This is a genomic window from Pseudomonas sp. P108 (assembly GCF_032613195.1).
Lineage (GTDB): Bacteria > Pseudomonadota > Gammaproteobacteria > Pseudomonadales > Pseudomonadaceae > Aquipseudomonas.
Genome location: NZ_CP126691.1, coordinates 5,839,602 through 5,859,248, shown reverse-complemented (window position 1 = coordinate 5,859,248; position 19,647 = coordinate 5,839,602). Strand labels below are relative to the sequence as shown.

Genomic DNA, 19,647 nt, shown 5'->3' with positions numbered 1-19,647 from the left:
ACGGCGCAGACCGAGCCTGCGCCGGGATTGTCGGCACTCAGTGCAAGGCTTGCTCAGCCTTCTGGATCGCCGCGAACTCTTCTTCCGGCGTGCCTGCTACCAAGTGATGTCGACTGTAGAACGCAAAGTAAGCAATTAACACTCCATAGATGACGGCGGCACCGATTACCACCCGTGGATCGACCAGGAAGCCTGCGACCACGGCGATGCACGCCAGCACCAAGGCCACGCCGGAGGTGAAGATGCCGCCCGGTGTGCGGTACGGCCGGTCCATTTTGGGGCGACGAATCCGCAAGGTGATGTGCGCGGCCATCATCAGCACGTAGGAGATGGTTGCGCCGAATACCGCCACCAGAATCAGCAGATCGCCCTGGCCGGTCAGCGACAGGCCGAAACCGATGATGCCGGGAATCACCAGCGCCAGGACCGGTGCCTTGCTTTTATTGGTTTCGGACAGTTTGCGTGGCAGGTAGCCGGCCCGGGACAGCGCGAAAATCTGCCGCGAGTACGCGTAGATGATCGAGAAGAAACTCGCGATCAGTCCGGCCAGCCCGACGAGGTTGACGAAACTGCCCATCCAGGTCGAGCCGCCGTAGGCTTTGCTCAAGGCTTCGACCAACGGGTTACCGGAGGTCAGCAGCGAGTTGGCGCCCGCACCGCCGGGGCCGACGATCAGAATCAGCAGGGCAAACATGAGCAGCACCAACATGGCGCCGATCAAGCCGCGCGGCAGGTCACGTTTGGGGTTCTTGGTTTCCTCGGCGGCCAGCGGCACGCCTTCAACAGCAAGGAAGAACCAGATCGCATAGGGTATCGCCGCCCAGACGCCGACATAGCCAAATGGCAGAAACGGACTGGCGCCCGCTGCGGCGGTGACCGGAATGTCGAGCAGGTTGGCGACGTCGAAGTGCGGCACCATGGCCACCAGAAACACCCCCAGCGCCAGCGCGGCGATGGCGGTGATGACAAACATCAGCTTGAGCGCTTCGCCGACCCCGAAAATGTGGATGGCAATGAAAATGATGTAGAAGGCCAGATAGATCATCCAGCCGCCGATGCCGAACAGCGATTCGCAGTAGGCACCGATAAACACCGCGATAGCCGCAGGGGCAATGGCGTATTCGATGAGGATCGCGGTGCCGGTGAGAAACCCGCCCCACGGCCCGAATGCACTGCGGGCAAAACCGTAGCCACCGCCAGCGGTGGGGATCATCGAAGACAATTCGGCCAGAGAAAAGCACATGCACAGGTACATAGTGGCCATCAGCAGCGTCGCCAGGAACATGCCGCCCCAGCCACCCTGAGCGAGACCGAAGTTCCAGCCGGCATAGTCACCGGAAATCACGTAGGCAACGCCCAGACCCACCAGCAGTACCCAGCCGGCGGCACCTTTTTTCAGTTCGCGTTGTTGAAAGTAATCCGATCCGACTTTTTCAAAGTCGACGGAGGCGCCGGTCGCCGGAGCGCCAGCCGGGGATTCGCTAGGCATAGGGTTTACCTTTCTTATTGTTGTATTGGCCCGGCTTTTTTGCCGGTGGGTAGCATGATCGTCCCCACGCTCTGCGTGGGGATGCCTCAACGGACGCTCTGCGTTCGGCTTTGGCGGGACGCGGAGCGTCCCGGGCGGCATTCCCACGCAGAGCGTGGGAACGATCAGTGCTGCAGGTTTAGAAGAAGCCCAACGGATTGATGTCGTAGCTCACCAGCAGGTTTTTCGTCTGCTGGTAGTGATCGAGCATCATCTTGTGCGTCTCACGCCCAACGCCGGACTTCTTGTAGCCACCGAACGCGGCATGCGCCGGGTACAGGTGGTAGCAGTTGGTCCACACACGACCGGCCTTGATCGCGCGGCCCATGCGGTAGGCGCGGTTGATGTCACGAGTCCACAGGCCGGCGCCGAGGCCGAACTCGGTGTCGTTGGCGATGGCCAGGGCTTCGGCTTCGTCCTTGAACGTGGTGATGCTCACCACCGGCCCGAAGATTTCTTCCTGGAACACGCGCATCTTGTTGGTGCCCTTGAGCAGGGTCGGCTGGATGTAATAACCGGTCGACAGATTGCCCTCGAGTTTTTCCACCTTGCCGCCAGTCAGCAGCTCGGCGCCTTCGCCCTTGGCAATTTCCAGGTACGAAAGGATTTTGTCGAATTGCTGCTCGGACGCCTGCGCGCCGACCATGGTGTCGGTGTCCAGCGGATCGCCGCGCTTGATCTGCAGGACTTTCTTCATCACGACGGCCATGAACTCGTCGTAGATCGATTCCTGCACCAATGCGCGGGAAGGGCAGGTGCAGACTTCGCCCTGGTTGAAGAACGCCAGCACCAGACCTTCAGCGGCTTTCTCAATGAACGTCGGCTCGGCCTGCATGATGTCTTCGAAGAAGATGTTCGGCGATTTGCCACCCAGTTCCACGGTGGACGGGATGATGTTCTCGGCCGCGCATTTCATGATGTGCGAGCCGACCGGGGTCGAGCCGGTGAAGGCGATCTTGGCGATGCGCTTGCTGGTCGCCAGCGCTTCGCCGGCTTCTTTGCCATAGCCCTGAACAATGTTCAGCACACCGGGTGGCAGCAGGTCGCCGATCAGTTCCAGCAACACGGTGATGCCCAGCGGAGTTTGCTCGGCGGGTTTGAGCACAACGCAGTTACCCGCCGCCAGGGCCGGCGCAAGCTTCCACGCGGCCATCAGGATCGGGAAGTTCCACGGGATGATCTGGCCGACCACGCCCAGCGGTTCGTGAATGTGATAGGCCACGGTGTTGCCGTCGATTTCGGCAGCGCTGCCTTCCTGGGCGCGCAGGCAGCCAGCGAAGTAGCGGAAATGGTCGGCGGCCAGCGGGATGTCGGCGTTGAGGGTTTCGCGGATGGCTTTGCCGTTGTCCCAGGTTTCGGTGATCGCCAGCAGTTCCAAGTTCGCTTCGATGCGGTCGGCGATTTTCAGCAGGATCAGCGAGCGTGCCTGCACGGAAGTGGAGCCCCACGCGTCGGCAGCGGCATGGGCGGCGTCCAGTGCCTTGTCGATGTCTTCGGCAGTGGAGCGGGGGAATTCGGCAATCGGCTGGCCATTTACTGGCGAGGTGTTGGTGAAGTACTGACCTTTGACAGGCGCGACGAACTCGCCGCCGATGTAGTTACCGTACTTGCTCTTGAACGAGACTTTGGCGCCTTCAGTACCGGGGTGAGCGTAACGCATGATGATGTTCTCCTTGGCTTTGTACTTATTAGAGAAACGCGCAAGTGCGCTTGCTATAAGCGTAGAGCAAAGGTCGGGCCACTGCCGTGTAGGGCAGGTAAATCAAGGGCTTGGCAGGTTTTTGTCGGACGAGTGGATTTTGCCTGTGACGGTTTCGGTACAGATGGGATGACAGTTTGTACCGCTTTCGGTACAGCCCGTGACCGGACAGTCTTGCCAGCATTGCAATGCGTCGGTGGCTGGGGGATGCTGGGCGTCACCTCAGCATTGGGCCGTCGAGCCTCGGGGAGAACAATAAGAAATGCACGACAACCATTTGAGTCGCCATGCCCAACAGGTTCTCACTGCTACCCAGGGCAAACCGCACCTGCACGGGCCCGGTGCCGATCCGTCGATTGCCCGTTCGTGGCTGCGCTGTCTTGAGGACTACCACCTCGACCCGGCGCTGAGCATGGCGCCGACCGTGCTCGAACACGGCCGGGTACTGGAAAGCCGCGAACGTCTGCAACAGGTGTTGCAGATCGCCGGCAATGAAATGAGCAGCCTGCATCAACAACTCTCCGGCGCCGGCCACGCGGTATTGCTGACCGACGCGCGCGGGGTGATCCTCAACTGCGTCACCGCGCCGGCCGAACGCAAGATCTTCGAACGCGCCGGCCTGTGGCTCGGTGCGGACTGGAGCGAAGCCTGCGAAGGCACCAACGGCATCGGCACCTGCCTGGTCGAGCGTCAGGCCCTGACCATCCATCAGGACGAACACTTTCGCGGTCGTCACACCGGCCTGACCTGTTCGGCGAGCCCGGTGTTCGACCCGCATGGCGAACTGCTTGCGGTGCTCGATGTGTCGTCGGCGCGCCACGATGTCTCGCGGCAAAGCCAGTTCCACACCATGGCGCTGGTCAATCTGTCGGCGAAGATGATCGAGAGTTGCTACTTCCTGCGCTGTTTTGATAATCAATGGTTGCTGCGCTTTCATTTGCAGGCCGAATCGGTCGGGTTGTTCAGCGAAGGCTTGCTGGCGTTTGACGGCGAAGGGCGGATCAGTGCGGTCAACCAGAGTGCGCTGAATTTGCTCGGGCATATTCGTGGCGGCTTGCTCGGTAAACCGGTCGAGGCGTTCTTCGATTGTTCGCTGGATGAGTTGCTTGGCCGCGCGAGCGCCAATGCCAGCGCCAGTTGGCCGCTGCGTACCCGTGACGGGCGACATCTGTTTGCTGTGTTGCGCGGCGAGTCGCGCAAAGCTGTACCGATGGTATCGACGCCGGTAGTAGCTGAAGCGCCGCGCTTGTCGGGCATCTGTCTCGGTGACGAGGCGCTGCAGGCCGATTTCCGCAAAGCCCTGCGCGTCTTCGAACGTGATGTGCCACTGCTGATCAATGGCGAAACCGGCTCTGGCAAAGAGGCTTTTGCCAAGGCTGTGCATCACGCCAGCCAGCGCTCAAACAAAGCCTTCGTCGCCCTTAACTGCGCGGCCATCCCGGAAAGCCTGATCGAGAGCGAACTGTTCGGCTATCGCGGCGGCAGTTTCACCGGCGCACGCAAGGACGGCATGCGCGGCAAGTTGCAGCAGGCTGATGGCGGCACGCTGTTTCTCGATGAAATCGGCGACATGCCGCTGGCGCTGCAAACGCGTTTGTTGCGTGTGCTGGAGGATCGGCAAGTGGTGCCGATTGGCGGCGAGCCGGAGTCGGTCAACGTGCGGATTATCAGTGCGACGCACCGCAATCTGCTGGAGCGAGTCGCCGATGGTAGCTTCCGCGAGGATTTGTACTACCGGCTCAATGGGTTGGAAGTAGCGTTGCCGGCGTTGCGTGAGCGTAGCGATAAATCGCAGTTGCTGGATTTCCTGCTGGCCGAGGAGGCGGGCGGTGAAACGATCCTGATCGACGAGCCGGCGCGTCAGGCGTTGCTGGCGTTCAACTGGCCGGGCAATGTGCGGCAGTTGCGCAATGTGCTGCGCACGCTGGCGGCGTTGTGTGATGAAGGGCGGATCGGGGTTGAGGATTTGCCGGTGATGATTCGGCAGGGGCGTCCAGTCCTTCCGCCAGCCGAGTCTGGCGAACATCCACTGGCAGATGCCGAGCGGATTGCACTGCTTAAAACTTTGGAGCAGACGCGGTGGCATATGACTCAAACGGCTGAGCAGCTTGGGGTCAGTCGCAATACCCTTTATAGAAAGCTGCGTAAGCATGGGATTGAGCGGCGAGTCAGTTAGAAGGCCCTCACCCTAGCCCTCTCCCAGAGGGAGAGGGGACTGACCGCGGTGTTCTGCCCATTTACGCCGACCTGAAATATCGAGCCGAGCTCAGGATTTGAAAGCGACCGAGATCGGCTCCCTCTGCCGCCGGAGAGGGGACTGACCGAGTTGCTCTACTGATCTACGCCGACCTGAGTTATCGAGCCGAACTCAGGATTTGAAAACGACGCAGATCGGCTCCCTCTCCCTCTGGGAGAGGGCTGGGGTGAGGGCGGCAGTCTGCAGTCGAGTCGAGATGTTACGACCCACCCACCCCGCCCCTCACCTAAAGAGTGCGATTTCCCCCTCCCTACGCTAACCTGCGGCCATGTTTTACGAGGTCGACTATGCACATTCATATTCTGGGTATCTGCGGGACTTTCATGGGCTCGATGGCGGTGTTGGCCAAAGAGCTGGGCCATCACGTGACCGGCTCCGACGCCAACGTCTATCCGCCGATGAGCACGCAGCTTGAAGCCCAAGGCATTCAGCTGACGCAGGGCTATGACCCGGCGCAGCTCGATCCGGCACCGGATCTGGTGGTGATCGGCAACGCCATGTCCCGCGGCAATCCGGCGGTGGAATATGTGCTGAACAAAGGCCTGCCATACGTCTCCGGCCCGCAGTGGCTGGCTGACCACGTGCTGCAAGGTCGCTGGGTGCTGGCGGTGGCCGGCACGCACGGTAAAACCACCACCAGCAGCATGCTCGCCTGGGTACTGGAACATGCCGGCATGAGCCCGGGTTTCCTGATCGGTGGCGTGCCGCAGAATTTCTCGGTGTCGGCACGCTTGGGCGGTACGCCGTTCTTCGTGATCGAGGCTGACGAATACGACAGCGCATTCTTCGACAAGCGCTCGAAATTCGTGCACTACCGTCCGCGCACCGCGATCCTCAATAACCTTGAGTTCGATCACGCAGACATCTTCCCGGATCTGCCGGCGATCGAGCGGCAATTCCATCACTTGGTGCGCACCATCCCGAGTGAAGGCCTGGTCATTCATCCAACCACCGAGCCAGCCTTGCAGCGTGTGATCGAAATGGGCTGCTGGACACCGGTGCAAACCACCGGTGCCGGCGGTCAGTGGCAGGTCAAACTGTTGAGCGAAGACGGTTCGGCGTTTGAGGTGATGTTCGAAGGCGTGTCGCAAGGCACCGTCGAGTGGGAGCTGACCGGTCAGCACAACGTCGCCAACGCCTTGGCCGCGCTGGCCGCTGCACGTCATGTCGGCGTGGTGCCGTCGATGGGCATCGCCGGCCTGAGCGAGTTCAAGAACGTCAAACGCCGCATGGAGAAAGTCGCCGAAGTCCGCGGCATTACCATTTACGACGACTTCGCCCACCACCCGACGGCGATTGCCACCACCCTCGACGGTTTGCGCAAACGCATCGGCGACGCACCGCTGATCGCGATCATCGAACCGCGCTCCAACTCGATGAAGCTCGGCGCCCACCGTGACGGTTTGCCGGACAGTGTGGTCGATGCCGATCAGGTGATCTGGTACGCCCCGGCCAACCTCGGTTGGGACCTGGCTGGCACCGCCGCGCTGTGCAAAGTGCCGTCGATTGTCAGCGATTCGCTGGAAGGCATCATCGAGCGCGTGAAGAGCCAGGCCCAGCCTGGCACTCACGTGGTGATCATGAGCAACGGCGGCTTCGGCGGCCTGCACGGCAAACTCGCCGAGGCGCTGCAATGAACACTCGTTTTGAGAGCAATGGCCCGGAACGCATCACGCTGGCCATGACCGGTGCCTCCGGCGCCCAGTACGGTTTGCGCCTGCTCGATTGCCTGGTGCGGGAAGATCGCGAAGTGCACTTCCTGATCTCCAAGGCTGCGCAATTGGTCATGGCCACCGAGACGGATGTCACGCTGCCACCGAAGCCGCAGATGATGCAGGCCTTCCTGACCGAATACACCGGGGCTGCCGCCGGGCAGATCCGCGTGTACGGCAAGGAAGACTGGATGTCGCCGGTAGCTTCGGGCTCCGGCGCACCGGCGGCGATGGTCGTGGTGCCATGTTCCACCGGGACGTTGTCGGCGATTGCCACCGGCGCCTGCAACAACCTGATCGAACGCGCCGCCGACGTCACTTTGAAGGAGCGCCGCCAATTGATTCTGGTGCCGCGCGAAGCGCCATATTCGAGTATTCATCTGGAGCACATGCTCAAGTTGTCGAACATGGGCGTGACGATTCTGCCGGCCTCGCCGGGGTTCTATCATCAGCCGCAGACTATCGATGATTTGATCGATTTCGTGGTGGCGCGGATTCTCAATCTGCTCGGCATTCCCCAGGACATGCTGCCGCGTTGGGGTGAGCATCATCTGAGCAGCGATGAATAAGCTGCTGGCGATCGGGCTGGTGTTGTTGCTGACCGGGTGCGCGACGGCGCGCACCCTGGATGCGGCGAAACCGGGGGCGCCGGTGGTGTATTCCGGGACGCGGCTGGACTTGTACGCGATGAATGGCGGCTGTTGCGCGATGGATCGGTTCGGGGCTGAAGCGCCGAGCTATCCGGGGGTGGATCTGCCGGCGAGTGCCTTGCTCGATACGCTGCTGTTGCCGCTGTCATTGCTCACGGTGATTGGCGTGAGTTTTCAGGCGACTGGCGGATTGTAGGGGAGCGCTGCGCACTCCATTCGCGAGCAGGCTCGCTCCCACAGGGGGACGCGGTGCAAATGTGGGAGCGAGCCTGCTCGCGAAAACTTTCTTCCGGGCGCTATAGATTATTTGCCGAGCTTGCGTAAATCATCCGACTCGATCACCCGCACGCCATCCTGCTCTTCCAGCGCCAACCGCCACATCGCCCGCGCCAATTGGCATGCTTCGATACCACGGTATTTACCCGGAATCAGCTTCGACAACGGCCCGGCCAATTGCTCGGCCAGACGCGGTTCAGTCCGCTCACCCAACAACAGCGATGGCCGGCAAATGGTCAGTTGCGGCCAGTCCTGCGCGCGCAGTGCCTGCTCCATTTCGCCTTTGACCCGATTGTAGAAAACCGACGACTTCGGGTCGGCGCCGATCGCACTGATGACGATCAGATGCCGCGCGCCCATCTCCCGCGCACGTTTGGCAAACGCCACGACCATGTCCAGATCCACCGCGCGAAACGCCGCTTCCGATCCGGCCTGCTTGATCGTGGTGCCGAGGCAGCAATAGGCGATATCGACGCGGCCACTGAGCTGCGGCAGAAACACCTGCGGATCACCCACCGGGTTTTCCAGATGTGGATGTTCCGCCAATGGCCGACGCGAAGGGGCGAGCACGCGAGAAATCGTTGGCTCGTTGAGCAAACGGTCGAGTAGATGTTCACCGGTCAAACCGGTGGCTCCGGCAAGCAATACGTGCTGAGGCGTCAAGTACATAGTGTCTCTCCCTTGATACTGTTCAGCTTAGTTGCTCTTTGTCGCTCCGTCGTTCAACGCAGCACTTTGCAATGCTTTTCTGGCTTGCTGTTTACGCAGCAGTTGCCAGTGCGACAGCACGGTTTTCGGCGCCCAGATCTGCGGCTCCGAGGCTTCGAAATTGTCCGCCAGTTCACGCTCGGCGACGGTGGCCTTGGCCAGTTTGAAGGCTTGTTCCAGATCATCGGTCTGGTTCAGCGCTTGGGCGAACAGCGCGTCGCCGAAATAGGTGAAGTTGGCTTCTTCCGAGCAGCCGAAGGAAACCCGATCCGCACGCGAGGCGGTCATGATCAGCGTGCGTTCGTCTTTCAGCGCCGGGATGAAACCGCCGGAGTAGCACGAGGAAATCACGATGATCTTGTCGCGATTTTTCAGCGGTGCCAGCACCGCAGCGAGTTCGTCGGCAGGCAGGTCGGCCAGCTCCATGCGCGGTTGGTCGAGCACCAGTTCGTGTTCGGCAGTGCCGTGGCTGGTCAGGTAGATAAACAGCAGATCTTCCGGACCGCTGCGCTCGGCCAGTGTTTGTGCGGCGCGGCGCAGGTTCTCGCGGGTGGCCATCGGCCGGTCGCCGAGGTGGTCGCGGTGGTTGACCAGACGGATCTGGCCATAAGCACCGAAGCGCGTGCTGAGCATGTTGGCGACGTAGTCGGATTCGCGCAGGAATACGCTTTGCTTGCCGTCGCCGCCGAGGGTCAGGGTGTACAACTCGACCGCCGGGGTCGACGCGGGGATGGCGGCCAATGCGTCGTCGAGCAAGCGGCCCTGAGCGAGCAAGCCGAGTTCGAGGGTGTCGGGCAGTAACTTGCCGTCGGCGTCGCGCACGCGCTGGCCGTTGATCCAGGTGCCGCTCATCACGCTGCCATCGGTCAGCACCAGGGTGCCGCGTCCGGCGTAGCTGTCGTTATCGAAACCGCCGATGTAGAAGCTGCCATCGGACAGGTTCAAGCGGCCCTGACCGCTGAAGCGCCAGTCACTGAATGCGCCGATGTAGTGGCTGCCGTCGGCACCGATCAGTTCACCCTTACCGGTTAGCGCGCCTTCCTTGAACTGACCGAGCCAGACATCGCCGTCAGCGTTTTCGTAGCGGCCCTTGCCGTGCAATTGATTGTTCTTGAAGCCGCCGACGTAGATATCGCCGTCAGCGCTGTTGAAGGTGCCGTTGCCTTCCAGCTGCCCGTTAACGAAATGCCCGCTGAACGTGTTGCCGCTGGCATCGCCACGCTGGCCTTCACCGTTGGGTTTGCCGTGGGCGAACTGGCCTTGATAGGAGCTGCCGTCGTCCATTTCCAGACGGCCGAGCCCGGAGTACTGGTCAGCCTTGAATTCGCCCCGATAGGTCATGGCGTTTTCTTTCAGCGTGCCTTCGCCTTCGCGCCGGCCCTGCTTGAAGCCGCCGGTGTAACTGCTGGCGTTGGTGGTCAGGCTGCCCTGACCGTCGAACAGGCCTTGCTGGAACTGGCCGCGATAGATCTCGCCATTGCTGCCGTGCCATTCGCCCTGACCATGCCACTGACCTTTGTCGAACTGGCCGGCATACCAACTGCCGTTGGGGTAGTCGACACGGCCCTGACCTTGCAGCAAGCCATCGACCAGTTCACCGCGATAGCGTCCGCCGTCCGGCAGGCGCGCATCCGGGGGCAGCAGCGATTCGCCGTCGCCGCACGCGGTGAGCATCAGGGTCAAGGCAAGGGGTGCAAGACGAGCAAGTGAGCGCATAGCGGGATCCGGGCAATTAGGCGACCGAGTATGCCGCAGCTATGCGTGGCATATATAGAGACGTGACGCGAAACAGCGTGCGCTGCTTCGCATCCGGAACGTTTACACGAAGCAGAGCGACAGTGGCTCGGCGATATAGGCCGGTTTGTCCGAGCCTTCTATCTCCAGCGTTGCAGTGGCTTTGAGCAACCACTGGCCCGGTTTTTTCTCGGTCACTTCGCCCAGATCGACCTTCAGGCGGACTTTCGAGTTGACCTTCACTGGCTGGATGAAACGCACGCTGTCCAGACCGTAGTTGACCACCATCTTCACGCCTTGCGGCAGGATCAGGATGTCTTCCATCAATTTCGGGATCAGCGACAACGACAGGAAACCGTGGGCAATGGTGCTGCCAAATGGTGTTTGCGCGGCTTTGACCGGGTCGACGTGAATGAACTGATAATCACCGGTGGCTTCGGCGAACAGGTTGATGCGTTCCTGATCGATGGTGAGCCATTCGGAACGTCCGAGTTCCTTGCCGACATAATCTTTGAGCTCTGCAACGGGAACATAGGGCATTGAGACTCTCCTTGGGTTCATCGGTTTTATAGTTTTTCAGGTGGGGGGATTTGACCTCCCTGCGAACCACTGTAGATCATCATGGCGATTTGCTCCGGTCAACCGACCATGCTTTTGGCGAATGCCGATCCATAGCGCAGGCGTGCTTATAATGCGGACGACTTGCACAGTGGAAAGTAAGACGGAGATGTCGGATGTTGCTACGTGGCCTGACCCTGCTGGTGCTGTTTCAACTGCTCGGCACGGCGCTCAATCATTTGCTGTTGCCGGTGCTGCCGGGGCCGATCATCGGTCTGTTGCTGTTGCTCGTATTCCTGATCGTTCGCGGTGAAGTCGGCGAGCCGCTGAACCTTGCGGCGGGCAGTCTGCTGCGTTATCTGCCGTTGCTGCTGGTGCCGCCCGCCGTTGGCGTGATGGTCTATGCCACGGCAATTGCCGCGGACTTCTGGGCAATCGTCGGCGCGCTGGTGCTGTCGTTGATCCTGTCGATGGCCTTCGCCGGCGTGCTGATGCAGCGTCTGGTCAAGCGTCACGCGCCGTCGTCATCGGAGGAGTCCTGATGCTTTTTGACTGGCAGGGCGCCTGGGCTTCGGTGATTCATCATCCGCTGTTCGGTATCGGCATCACCCTCGGTGCCTATCAACTGGTGCTGGCGGCGTTCGAGAAAACCCGCTGGATCTTTCTGCAACCGGTGCTGGTCTCCATGCTGTTGGTGATTGGCGTTTTGGTCGGCTGCGGCCTGACCTATGCGGAGTACCGCAAGAGCACCGAGATCCTCAGCATTCTACTTGGCCCGGCGACTGTGGCGCTGGCGGTGCCGCTGTATCTCAACCTGCGACGTATTCGGCAATTGTTCTGGCCGATTTTTACTACGCTGGTGATAGGCGGGGTGGTGGCAACGGGCATGGGCGTGTTGCTGGGCTGGTGGTTTGGCGCCGAGCACATGATCCTGATGACCATGGCGCCGAAGTCGGTGACTTCACCGATCGCCATGCTGGTGGCCGAACAGATCGGCGGCGTTGCGGCGCTGGCGGCGGTGTTCGTGTTGATCACCGGGGTGATTGGCGCGATCTTCGGTCCGGCGCTGTTGACCCGTCTCGGTGTGCATAGCCCTGAGGCGCGTGGCATGGCGCTGGGCATGACCGCGCACGCGGTCGGCACCTCGGTGGCGTTGCAGGAAAGCGATGAGTGCGGCGCCTTTGCGGCGCTGGCGATGAGTCTGATGGGCGTGGCCACGGCAGTGTTCCTGCCGTTGGCGGTGTCGATGGTGGTGTAAGGAAATGTCTATGAGTTTGCCGCTTTTTCCGCTCAATACAGTGCTGTTTCCCGGCTGCAACCTCGACTTGCAGATTTTCGAGGCACGCTATCTGGATATGATCGGCCGCTGCATGAAGCAGGGCGGTGGATTCGGCGTGGTGTGCATCCTCGAGGGCAGTGAAGTCGGCGTCGCGCCAGAAGGTTTTGCCTTGGTCGGCTGTGAAGCGCGGATCACTGATTTCCAGCAGCAGGACAACGGTTTGTTGGGGATCCGCGTGCAGGGCGGACGCCGATTCAATGTATTGCGCACCGAGGTGCAGCGCGATCAGTTGCTTCTCGCCGATGTCGAGTGGCTGGATGACGATCCCGAGCAACCGCTGCAGGATGAGGACGCCGATCTGGTGGCGCTGCTCAAGGCCTTGGCCGAGCACCCGATGGTCGAAGCGCTGAACATGGGCACCGATGCGCTCGGTCAGCAATCGCTGGCCAATCAATTGGCCTATCTGTTGCCGTTCGCCGAAGAAGACAAGATCGATCTGTTGCAACTCGACGATCCTCAGCAACGTCTGGATGCGATTCAGGCCCTGCTCGATGAGTTGCAGGGCGAGTTGTTTGCGTAGTTGCACTTCGAATCAACTGTTCGTATTTGCCAGTATTGTCTCGCTTATGGCTTTGCCTTAATTTCAAGTTGCCCGCAGGACGCGGGCGACTTTTATAAAAACAAGGACGAAGTCATGACTGTATATGAAGATGAATGGGCGTTTTGGGACGATATTGCCGGCAAGTACATTATGAAACATGCCGGAACTGATCATAACGTTAACAATGTTATTGAAGCCGCCTCGAATTATGCGGATCGCATGGTGATTGCCCGACGTAAGCGAAAATCCGAAAAAGTCCCGGTCGGCGATATTCCGCGCATGGCCGCAACAGCCAAAGCCGTAATGGCTGAAGCCGCCGTTTGATTCTTTCCTTTTTTCAGCATTTGCCTGCCGTTGGTGTTACCGAGGGCGGGACGTTTACAGGTGGCGCCCCATGTCTATAGCAACAGTAAACAGCAAAGCATTCACCGCGCATCTTTATCTCAATGGCCGGCCGCTGGTGCTTAATCAACAACGCCTGCAACAGGTGCTTCGCGACCTGCGGATTACCAGAGGTGAGCAACTGGAAGCCGAGGTCGGACTGGCTGATTCGCGCGTCGCAAGTTTCATCACGCTGGCGAACCACGATGACGATAAACCGCTGCTGCTGAAGTTCGTCCCGCAGGGCGAGCGTTACGCAATCAGCCTCGTGCATCCGGGCGTGTTCGACGGTGCGCGGTTATTCATCGAAGACAAGACGCATAATCTGTTGGCCAGTACCAGCGCTCCGCTGCAGGACTTTTCAGTCAGTACGTCTGGCGTGCCGAAAGCTTCGCTTGGCCACTTCGAAGCAGGTCCGGCTTATCTTGAATTGAACCGCGAAACAGATGACAAAAAATCCTCAAGCAAGCCGTTATACCGCAGCGTGAGCAGTGGCATGAGCACATTTCTGGACGTAGACCCCAACCCGACGGGGCACAACGCGTTCAATAGCATCCCGGCGATCTTCGTGATCAAGGTGGTCGGATAGCTGCAAGTTACCGTTTAAAAACGCGCCATTCATTATTGGATGAATGGCGCTTTATCTCAGGCCCGATCATGCTCGGGGACCGGCCAGACGACGTCGTCGGCAAAGGTCTTGTCGCCTTTTGGCAAGTCCAGAATCACACCACCCGAGCCGGCGATTTCATCGATCAGGCGATCGTAGGCATTAGCGCCAAAGTAGCCGGCCGCTCGGCTGTCGGTGCCCGCCCAGGTGGCCTGTTCGATTGTTGCGGCACGATCACCCGCCTGTTCCAGCACGTCCTTGACCCGCGCCGCTTTACTCAGGTCAGAGCGCACCAGCCAGAGCCGTTCGGCGCTGATGCCGCGTGTCGGTGTGGAAATGTGCCCCTCCATGGCGTCGAAGAGAAATTTGCCCTGGCCGGGGTTGAATGCCTTGTTTTCCGCGCCCGGTACCACTTCCAGCCCGCGAGTATCGATGGCGTAGACAAAAGTGGTGGTTTGCTGGCGGCGGGTGGACGCATAGCCCGTCGTATCATCGAACACGAACGAGTTGTCCGAGTCGGCCTCGTCTCCGGTTCGTTTGCCGTCCGACACGGAACTGTCTGCGGAATCCGAGGACTCGCCGGTGCGCACTTTGGAACTCTGCGGATTCACGCCCGGAAAGCGATTGGCCTGGGTGTTGTAATGCAGCTCGTGATAGAAGCCGCCCCTGGTCGCTGCGTAGGCAGTGGCGTCGTGCAACCCGAACGTTGCACTCAAGGCGCGCTTGTTCGTGGTGCCCGTGGGATTGCCTTTGCGGTACATCATCCGGCCATCCCTGGCCAGTTCGAACGGCAAACGGGTTTCGCCCCTGAACAGCGCTGGAATATCGGTGCGGAAGAGCATGTTGTGGCGCGTGCGCAGATAGCCGAGATGGGCGGCGTAGTCAGCTAAAAACACATCGCTGTATCGCGTCGCTGGCCATTGATGATTGAAGTCCAGGCCTTGGGTGCGCAGGTCGTGAAGGTAGTTTTCGAGTTCTTCGGCGATCAGTTTGAAGCGCTGTTCGTTGCCGGCGTCGAGCGTCAGGCGCTTGTGTTGCTGCGCCCATTCCGGCATCTGGCCGTCACTGGATTCCTTGCGCAAACGGCTCAACTGGGCCTTGCTCAGGTTATAGCTGCGCAGCAACTGCGCGCGCTGAGCGGAATCCAGTTGTGGATGCGACCATTTCAACGAGTCGGCGACAAAGGTGTGATCCTCGACGTTCTGTGCCCGCTGCGCCCATTCCGGTGCTTTTCCAGACTGTTGCGCGGCTGTGCGAAAAGCGGAAACCTGCGAGTCTTCGACGATATACAGTTGCCGGATGTCCTGATCCGACCACTGCGCAAGCGGCGCATCAGCCTTTGCCCGCGCCGGATCGATTGCGATCCAGCGCTGCTCGCTATCCCTGAAGGCATAGCCGAGAACAGCCGTGTCGCTGTTCGATCCGGCAGCGTGAAACGGGTAGTAGCCATCCGCATTCGGCGTCGCGGAGATCGCATGATCATCGGCGTTAAGGAACGTCAGGTGTCGATCCAGACTCCAGAGATTGTCTTGCGTGGTGCGATAAATCGGTGGGCCAGGGGCCGTACGCCGGAACGAGATCACTCGATACGCCTTGACTTCGGCATCATAGCGAACACAAACGTGTCGTCGGCCTTCGATGTCGGGTAGCTGAACATCGACCCAATCCCGGCCGAGGTAGTGCCTGACCCCGGATGCATTTGACGCTGGCAAGTCGCCGAAATACGGATGGGCGAAATCCTCCAGCGACGTCATCGAAAAAGAGCGGCTTTGTGCAGATGTCGTTGGCAGAACACTGACTGCGATGGACGCAGCCTGCTGGCGCGAAGTGTCCGGCTCATCCAGGCGCAGCCGCTTGGAGGCAGAAGGCAAGTCCACGGATGATTGGCCCGGAACGCTTTCCGGTCTGGCGAGTATCGGGCTGTCAGCCGGATGCCGTGTTGCAGGTTGCGGTGGACTGGTGGTCGGTGACTTGGGGCGAGGTCCCGGTTTTTGGCGCATGCGATGAACTCCTTGAAACATGACGCAGCCTGTCCGTTGGCTGAGTGGAACGAGCGCCGGCGCAGCAGTCATAGCCACATCGGCGCGCATTCAATGTTGGGTAGACGTGATCAGGTTTTCTGGTTTGAACTGATCAGCAAGTCCTCAGCCCTGACCTGGCTCTGCGGATCGCTGTCGACGCTCCAGTACTTTTTCGCCGAGCGGTAAACCACCTTGCCGGTTGTGCCCTTGGCGCTGAGGTGGGTGACATGAACGTTGGCGGCCAGTTCGTTACGCTGTCGATGCGCTTCGATGTCTGCCAGCAGTGCTTCGACACTGGCAAAACGGCGGGCGTCGATGACGTACAACTGGAAGACTTCGAACAGCAGCGACACTTCATAGATGTTTCCCGCAGACGTCACGACGCTGACTGACTCCACGGGTGATTCAGCGTTGATAGTCGGCAACTCAACCATCGCGCTACCGATGCGCAAGCGGTTGGCGTTCAGTTGAATATCGTCGCGCTTGACCGTTTCCTTCAGGGCACTGGTGAAAATGTTCCAGATAGAAGCATCAGCGGTGTTGGCGGCGGCACCCGGCGTCGAGAGGCGCACGATCGAGTTGCTGGCAAGGTACACGTCGTAACTCGAGCTTTGCCCATCGAGCACGTAGATGCCGGTATGTGGGCCTGGCGGAATCACCACTTTGCTGGGCTGTGCTGGCAGCGAGAGCTTTTCGCCGGGCACGGGGCGGGTGAACAGATAATTTCCCTTACGCCGCTTCAGGCAACTGCGCGTGCTTTGGCTGCGGGTGCCGGGATTGCGGGCATCGTCTTCGTAATCCAGATCCGGCACTTGCAGGCGATACGAAACTTCATCCTGCAGGATCAACACGACGTCCTGTGGGAGCAGTGGTGTCGTCACTTTCAGGCTGTTTCGGCCGCTGTAACCGGTGGCTGCTGGGATAGTCTGAATCACTCCTTTGAATGTCACGATCTTCTCTGGCAAGTGCAGCGCCAGATCGATGTTCTTGTAGGTGAGATGCGTGTTGCCGGACACACCCTGGCGCACTTCGACGTTGTAGCTAACGACCACGTCGCTGATTTCAGTGCTTTTGAAATCCAGATGGATCGTACGCGAGGTCTGCGCAACCTGTTGCCTGGCGACGAACTCGACGTTGCCCGCCATGCGCGACAGATAATGCCGTTTGCGCCCCAGGTCATTGATCTCCACCGTACCGCCATTGACGATTTCTGCAGCGGGGGCCGGTTTGCCGGCAACGCTCACTGCCACATCGACACGCTCGATCAGGGCCTCGCCCGGTTTCACTGGCAGCAGCGCCAGCAGTTCGTATTCGTCCTGAGTCTTGAACACCAGTTTGTCGTTTTTCAGCTGGCGCTGGCCATCGACCCATTGGTAGACATTTTCGACGGTGAGGACGTGCTCGGGGTCGCTGCCATCCTTGCCGCGCAGGGAGCGGACCCGCAGTGCGGTGTCGTTGATTTCCCAGTGCTGGATGATGTCCTGCGGCCAGCCAAACTCGATCAGGCTGGCGTGTTCGCCATCTTCGACAATCGTCGTGCGTGCGCAGGTATCGGCAATGTAATAGCGATCCATCCCGCTGCCGCCATCGACCCGGCAGTCGATGCCGCCGATGGCGATGGTGTCGTCACCGCCGCCAGCGTTGACCTGGTCGTAACCATTCGCAGCGATGCGGTTGGCTTCATCGCTGCCGGTCACGCGGCTGGTGCCTTTGCGCAACGTCGACACGTTTTCAATCGATGTCAGTTGGGTGACGTGGAGGGCATCGACATCGGGATCAAGGCCGCGCAGGCTGACCTTGCCGCTTTGCAGGTTGATGTCATGGCCGATATTGCGCGTGTCGTTGCGCGGGCGGTTGCCCTCGAACGCCAGAGTGTCGGAACCCGCGCCGCCATCCAGCACGCTCAGATGCGCCGGTTTGCTTGTCCGGTCGAGTTCCGCCTCGGTGACCTCTTGATAGAACGCGTCGCTTTTGGCGCCGCCCGTCAGCGCTTTGTGATCCGCTCGATAGGTGAAAATATTGGGCTGGTTCTCCAGCCCGATCACCCGGTCATTGCCATCACCGAGGCGCCAGAACACACCTTTGCCATCGCCGGCACTGCCGGAGACCTTGCCCTCGAGGTCTGCCGGCAGACCCTTGCCGGCATCGATGACGTCGTCGCCTTCCACGACCGCCGCATAACTATCGACTTTGAACGGCTGTTCATCCGCGCTTTCATCCCATCGGTAGCGCCAGATTTCCACGGGTTTGAGTTCTACCCGAAACGCACCGTTGACGACGTGTTCGAGGGAGTGTTTGTACGCGCCGTCGAGCATCTGGCGGGCGGACATCTCCAGTTGGCCCTTATGGTCGCGATAGCCCTTGGACAGCTTGAAACGGTCCATGACGTCCTTGTCCAGTTCCTGACGGGTGAAGGCGAACCAGCCGGAGCGCAGACGCTCGTGAAACGTCAGTTCGATGTAGTCGTCGATGTCATCGACCACGCGCGCGGCCTGGTAAATCAACGAGGTGGCGATCAGCAGCCCGGCGGCGGCCAGGCCAAGAGGGCCGGCAACGCTGCCGAAACCGGCCACAGCCGCCATGCCCAGCGCCAGACTGATGGCCGCGCCGGCGACACTCAGCCCACCGCTGACGTAGTGGTCCTGGGCTTCTTTGCCGCTGGTGACTGCTGCGGCATTGAATGATGTCACTGCATCATTGATGTCGAACGGCAAGGTGATAATGCTGGCAAACAACCCGGCGCCGCGGCTGAGGTATTTGCCAAAGGAAGTCCGCGGAAAGTACCGGAATACATTGCCACTCTGGGTGAGCATGGCCTGGCCGCCTTTGCTGAAACCCTGTTCCAGGATCAACGAGCCCAGCTCGGCGGCAATCGAGCCACCCTGAATCCAGGCTTCCCGGGTCTCTCCGTTCTTGATGGCATCGAGCATGGCCCGGTAGCCGCTGTAGATACCGAACGCCTGCATGCCGACACCGGCGCCGCTCATCAGATAGCTTTTGCCTCTGTTGACCCAACCTGGCGAGTTTTCAAATGAGTCGACTTTCTGGATGTCCAGTTTCTGCGCGGCGTGACACAAACGATTGAGGCGTTCCATCACACTGCCCGGCTCAAGGCCGGCGGTGCCGACGAAGAGTTTTCCGGCATTGAACGAGCGCTGGCTGGAAATTTCAAAGAACAACAGTCCGGGGCCATCGATGTCGGCGGTATCGATGGCCTTCAGTCGTGCGTGGGCCTTGTTCGCATCGAAGTTGAGAGCGTCCAGAAAAGCCTGATCGACCTTTTGCATGCCGGCATTCGCTGGGCTGATGGGCTGACCATGCACTGTCGCGCCGAAGGCCTGCAGTTCGACGCGAGTGGTCGTGACTTCGCCAATGCGTAAGGGGCCAAAATGTTTGTCGAGGGATTCCAGTGTGCGCATGAAGGGGGCATCCGGATCCGTCTGGGTGGCGATGCTTTTGCGCACGACAGGACGCGGCTGGCGTCCATGGGGATTGGCCGAGGCTTCGATCTGCTCCATTCCCAGTGCCCGGGCCTCAAGGGCTGCGATGCTGGGTACTATGAGTGTTGACACGTATTAGTCCTTTAATGAGTTGCGCTATGAACCGGCATCCGAGCCGGTGCGTTTCTGTAAGGCA

The 19,647-nt window shown here is 60.2% G+C and carries 16 protein-coding genes; 9 read left to right on the top strand and 7 right to left on the bottom strand.

Going from position 1 to position 19,647, the window contains the following annotated elements; genetic code table 11:
- Positions 1-37 precede the first annotated feature (37 nt).
- A complete protein-coding gene (eat, locus tag QOM10_RS25840) occupies positions 38-1,489 on the bottom strand; it encodes an ethanolamine permease (protein ID WP_127929921.1) in 1,452 nt (483 codons plus the stop codon).
- A gap of 178 nt (positions 1,490-1,667) precedes the next feature.
- Positions 1,668-3,188, bottom strand: a complete 1,521-nt coding sequence (locus QOM10_RS25835) for an aldehyde dehydrogenase family protein (protein WP_316917168.1) — start codon at positions 3,186-3,188, stop codon at positions 1,668-1,670.
- Between the two features lie 301 nt (positions 3,189-3,489).
- On the opposite strand from QOM10_RS25835, the gene QOM10_RS25830 reads away from it, so the two are divergent.
- The 4 genes from QOM10_RS25830 to QOM10_RS25815 all read left to right on the top strand — a co-directional run bounded on the left by QOM10_RS25830 (position 3,490) and on the right by QOM10_RS25815 (position 8,042).
- Entirely contained in the window at positions 3,490-5,403 is a 1,914-nt protein-coding gene (locus QOM10_RS25830; RefSeq protein WP_160041960.1) for a sigma-54-dependent Fis family transcriptional regulator, read from the top strand.
- 368 nt (positions 5,404-5,771) lie between these two features.
- Positions 5,772-7,121 carry a UDP-N-acetylmuramate:L-alanyl-gamma-D-glutamyl-meso-diaminopimelate ligase gene (mpl, locus tag QOM10_RS25825; protein ID WP_150776545.1) on the top strand — a complete coding sequence of 450 codons (1,350 nt, stop codon included), beginning with the start codon at positions 5,772-5,774 and terminating at the stop codon, positions 7,119-7,121.
- On the top strand, positions 7,118-7,765 hold the full coding sequence (gene ubiX / locus QOM10_RS25820; RefSeq protein WP_007909567.1) for a flavin prenyltransferase UbiX: 648 nt from the start codon (positions 7,118-7,120) through the stop codon (positions 7,763-7,765). Before mpl ends, ubiX begins: the two co-directional genes overlap by 4 nt.
- On the top strand, positions 7,758-8,042 hold the full coding sequence (locus tag QOM10_RS25815; protein WP_127929918.1) for a YceK/YidQ family lipoprotein: 285 nt from the start codon (positions 7,758-7,760) through the stop codon (positions 8,040-8,042). Before ubiX ends, QOM10_RS25815 begins: the two co-directional genes overlap by 8 nt.
- 107 nt (positions 8,043-8,149) lie before the next feature.
- Here the strand turns inward: QOM10_RS25815 and QOM10_RS25810 are convergent, their stop codons facing one another.
- From QOM10_RS25810 to QOM10_RS25800, 3 genes are all read right to left on the bottom strand, one after another.
- Entirely contained in the window at positions 8,150-8,791 is a 642-nt protein-coding gene (locus tag QOM10_RS25810; protein ID WP_008083662.1) for an oxidoreductase, read from the bottom strand.
- 27 nt (positions 8,792-8,818) lie between these two features.
- Positions 8,819-10,546, bottom strand: a complete 1,728-nt coding sequence (locus tag QOM10_RS25805) for a C13 family peptidase (protein WP_127929917.1) — start codon at positions 10,544-10,546, stop codon at positions 8,819-8,821.
- 102 nt (positions 10,547-10,648) lie between these two features.
- Positions 10,649-11,104 (bottom strand): MaoC family dehydratase, encoded by a 456-nt coding sequence (locus QOM10_RS25800; protein WP_007909575.1) that lies wholly within the window; start codon positions 11,102-11,104, stop codon positions 10,649-10,651.
- Positions 11,105-11,298: 194 nt separating this feature from the next.
- On the opposite strand from QOM10_RS25800, the gene QOM10_RS25795 reads away from it, so the two are divergent.
- The 5 genes from QOM10_RS25795 to QOM10_RS25775 all read left to right on the top strand — a co-directional run bounded on the left by QOM10_RS25795 (position 11,299) and on the right by QOM10_RS25775 (position 13,972).
- Positions 11,299-11,664 (top strand): CidA/LrgA family protein, encoded by a 366-nt coding sequence (locus QOM10_RS25795; RefSeq protein ID WP_127929916.1) that lies wholly within the window; start codon positions 11,299-11,301, stop codon positions 11,662-11,664.
- Positions 11,664-12,380: an LrgB family protein gene (locus QOM10_RS25790; protein ID WP_053124192.1), complete on the top strand. Its 717-nt coding sequence runs from the start codon at positions 11,664-11,666 to the stop codon at positions 12,378-12,380. The genes QOM10_RS25795 and QOM10_RS25790 overlap by 1 nt, the downstream gene beginning before the upstream one ends.
- 10 nt (positions 12,381-12,390) lie before the next feature.
- The gene (locus QOM10_RS25785) at positions 12,391-12,981 is read left to right on the top strand and encodes an LON peptidase substrate-binding domain-containing protein (RefSeq protein WP_127929915.1); all 591 of its coding nucleotides are present in this window, start codon (positions 12,391-12,393) and stop codon (positions 12,979-12,981) included.
- Positions 12,982-13,095: 114 nt separating this feature from the next.
- Positions 13,096-13,326: a hypothetical protein gene (locus QOM10_RS25780; RefSeq protein WP_127929914.1), complete on the top strand. Its 231-nt coding sequence runs from the start codon at positions 13,096-13,098 to the stop codon at positions 13,324-13,326.
- 70 nt (positions 13,327-13,396) lie between these two features.
- The gene (locus QOM10_RS25775; protein ID WP_316917167.1) at positions 13,397-13,972 is read left to right on the top strand and encodes a hypothetical protein; all 576 of its coding nucleotides are present in this window, start codon (positions 13,397-13,399) and stop codon (positions 13,970-13,972) included.
- A gap of 56 nt (positions 13,973-14,028) precedes the next feature.
- Here the strand turns inward: QOM10_RS25775 and QOM10_RS25770 are convergent, their stop codons facing one another.
- A complete protein-coding gene (locus tag QOM10_RS25770) occupies positions 14,029-16,062 on the bottom strand; it encodes a hypothetical protein (protein WP_316917166.1) in 2,034 nt (677 codons plus the stop codon).
- Positions 16,063-16,100: 38 nt separating this feature from the next.
- Positions 16,101-19,583, bottom strand: coding sequence for a calcium-binding protein (locus tag QOM10_RS25765; RefSeq protein WP_316917165.1), 3,483 nt, complete (start codon positions 19,581-19,583; stop codon positions 16,101-16,103).
- Positions 19,584-19,647: the final 64 nt, after the last annotated feature.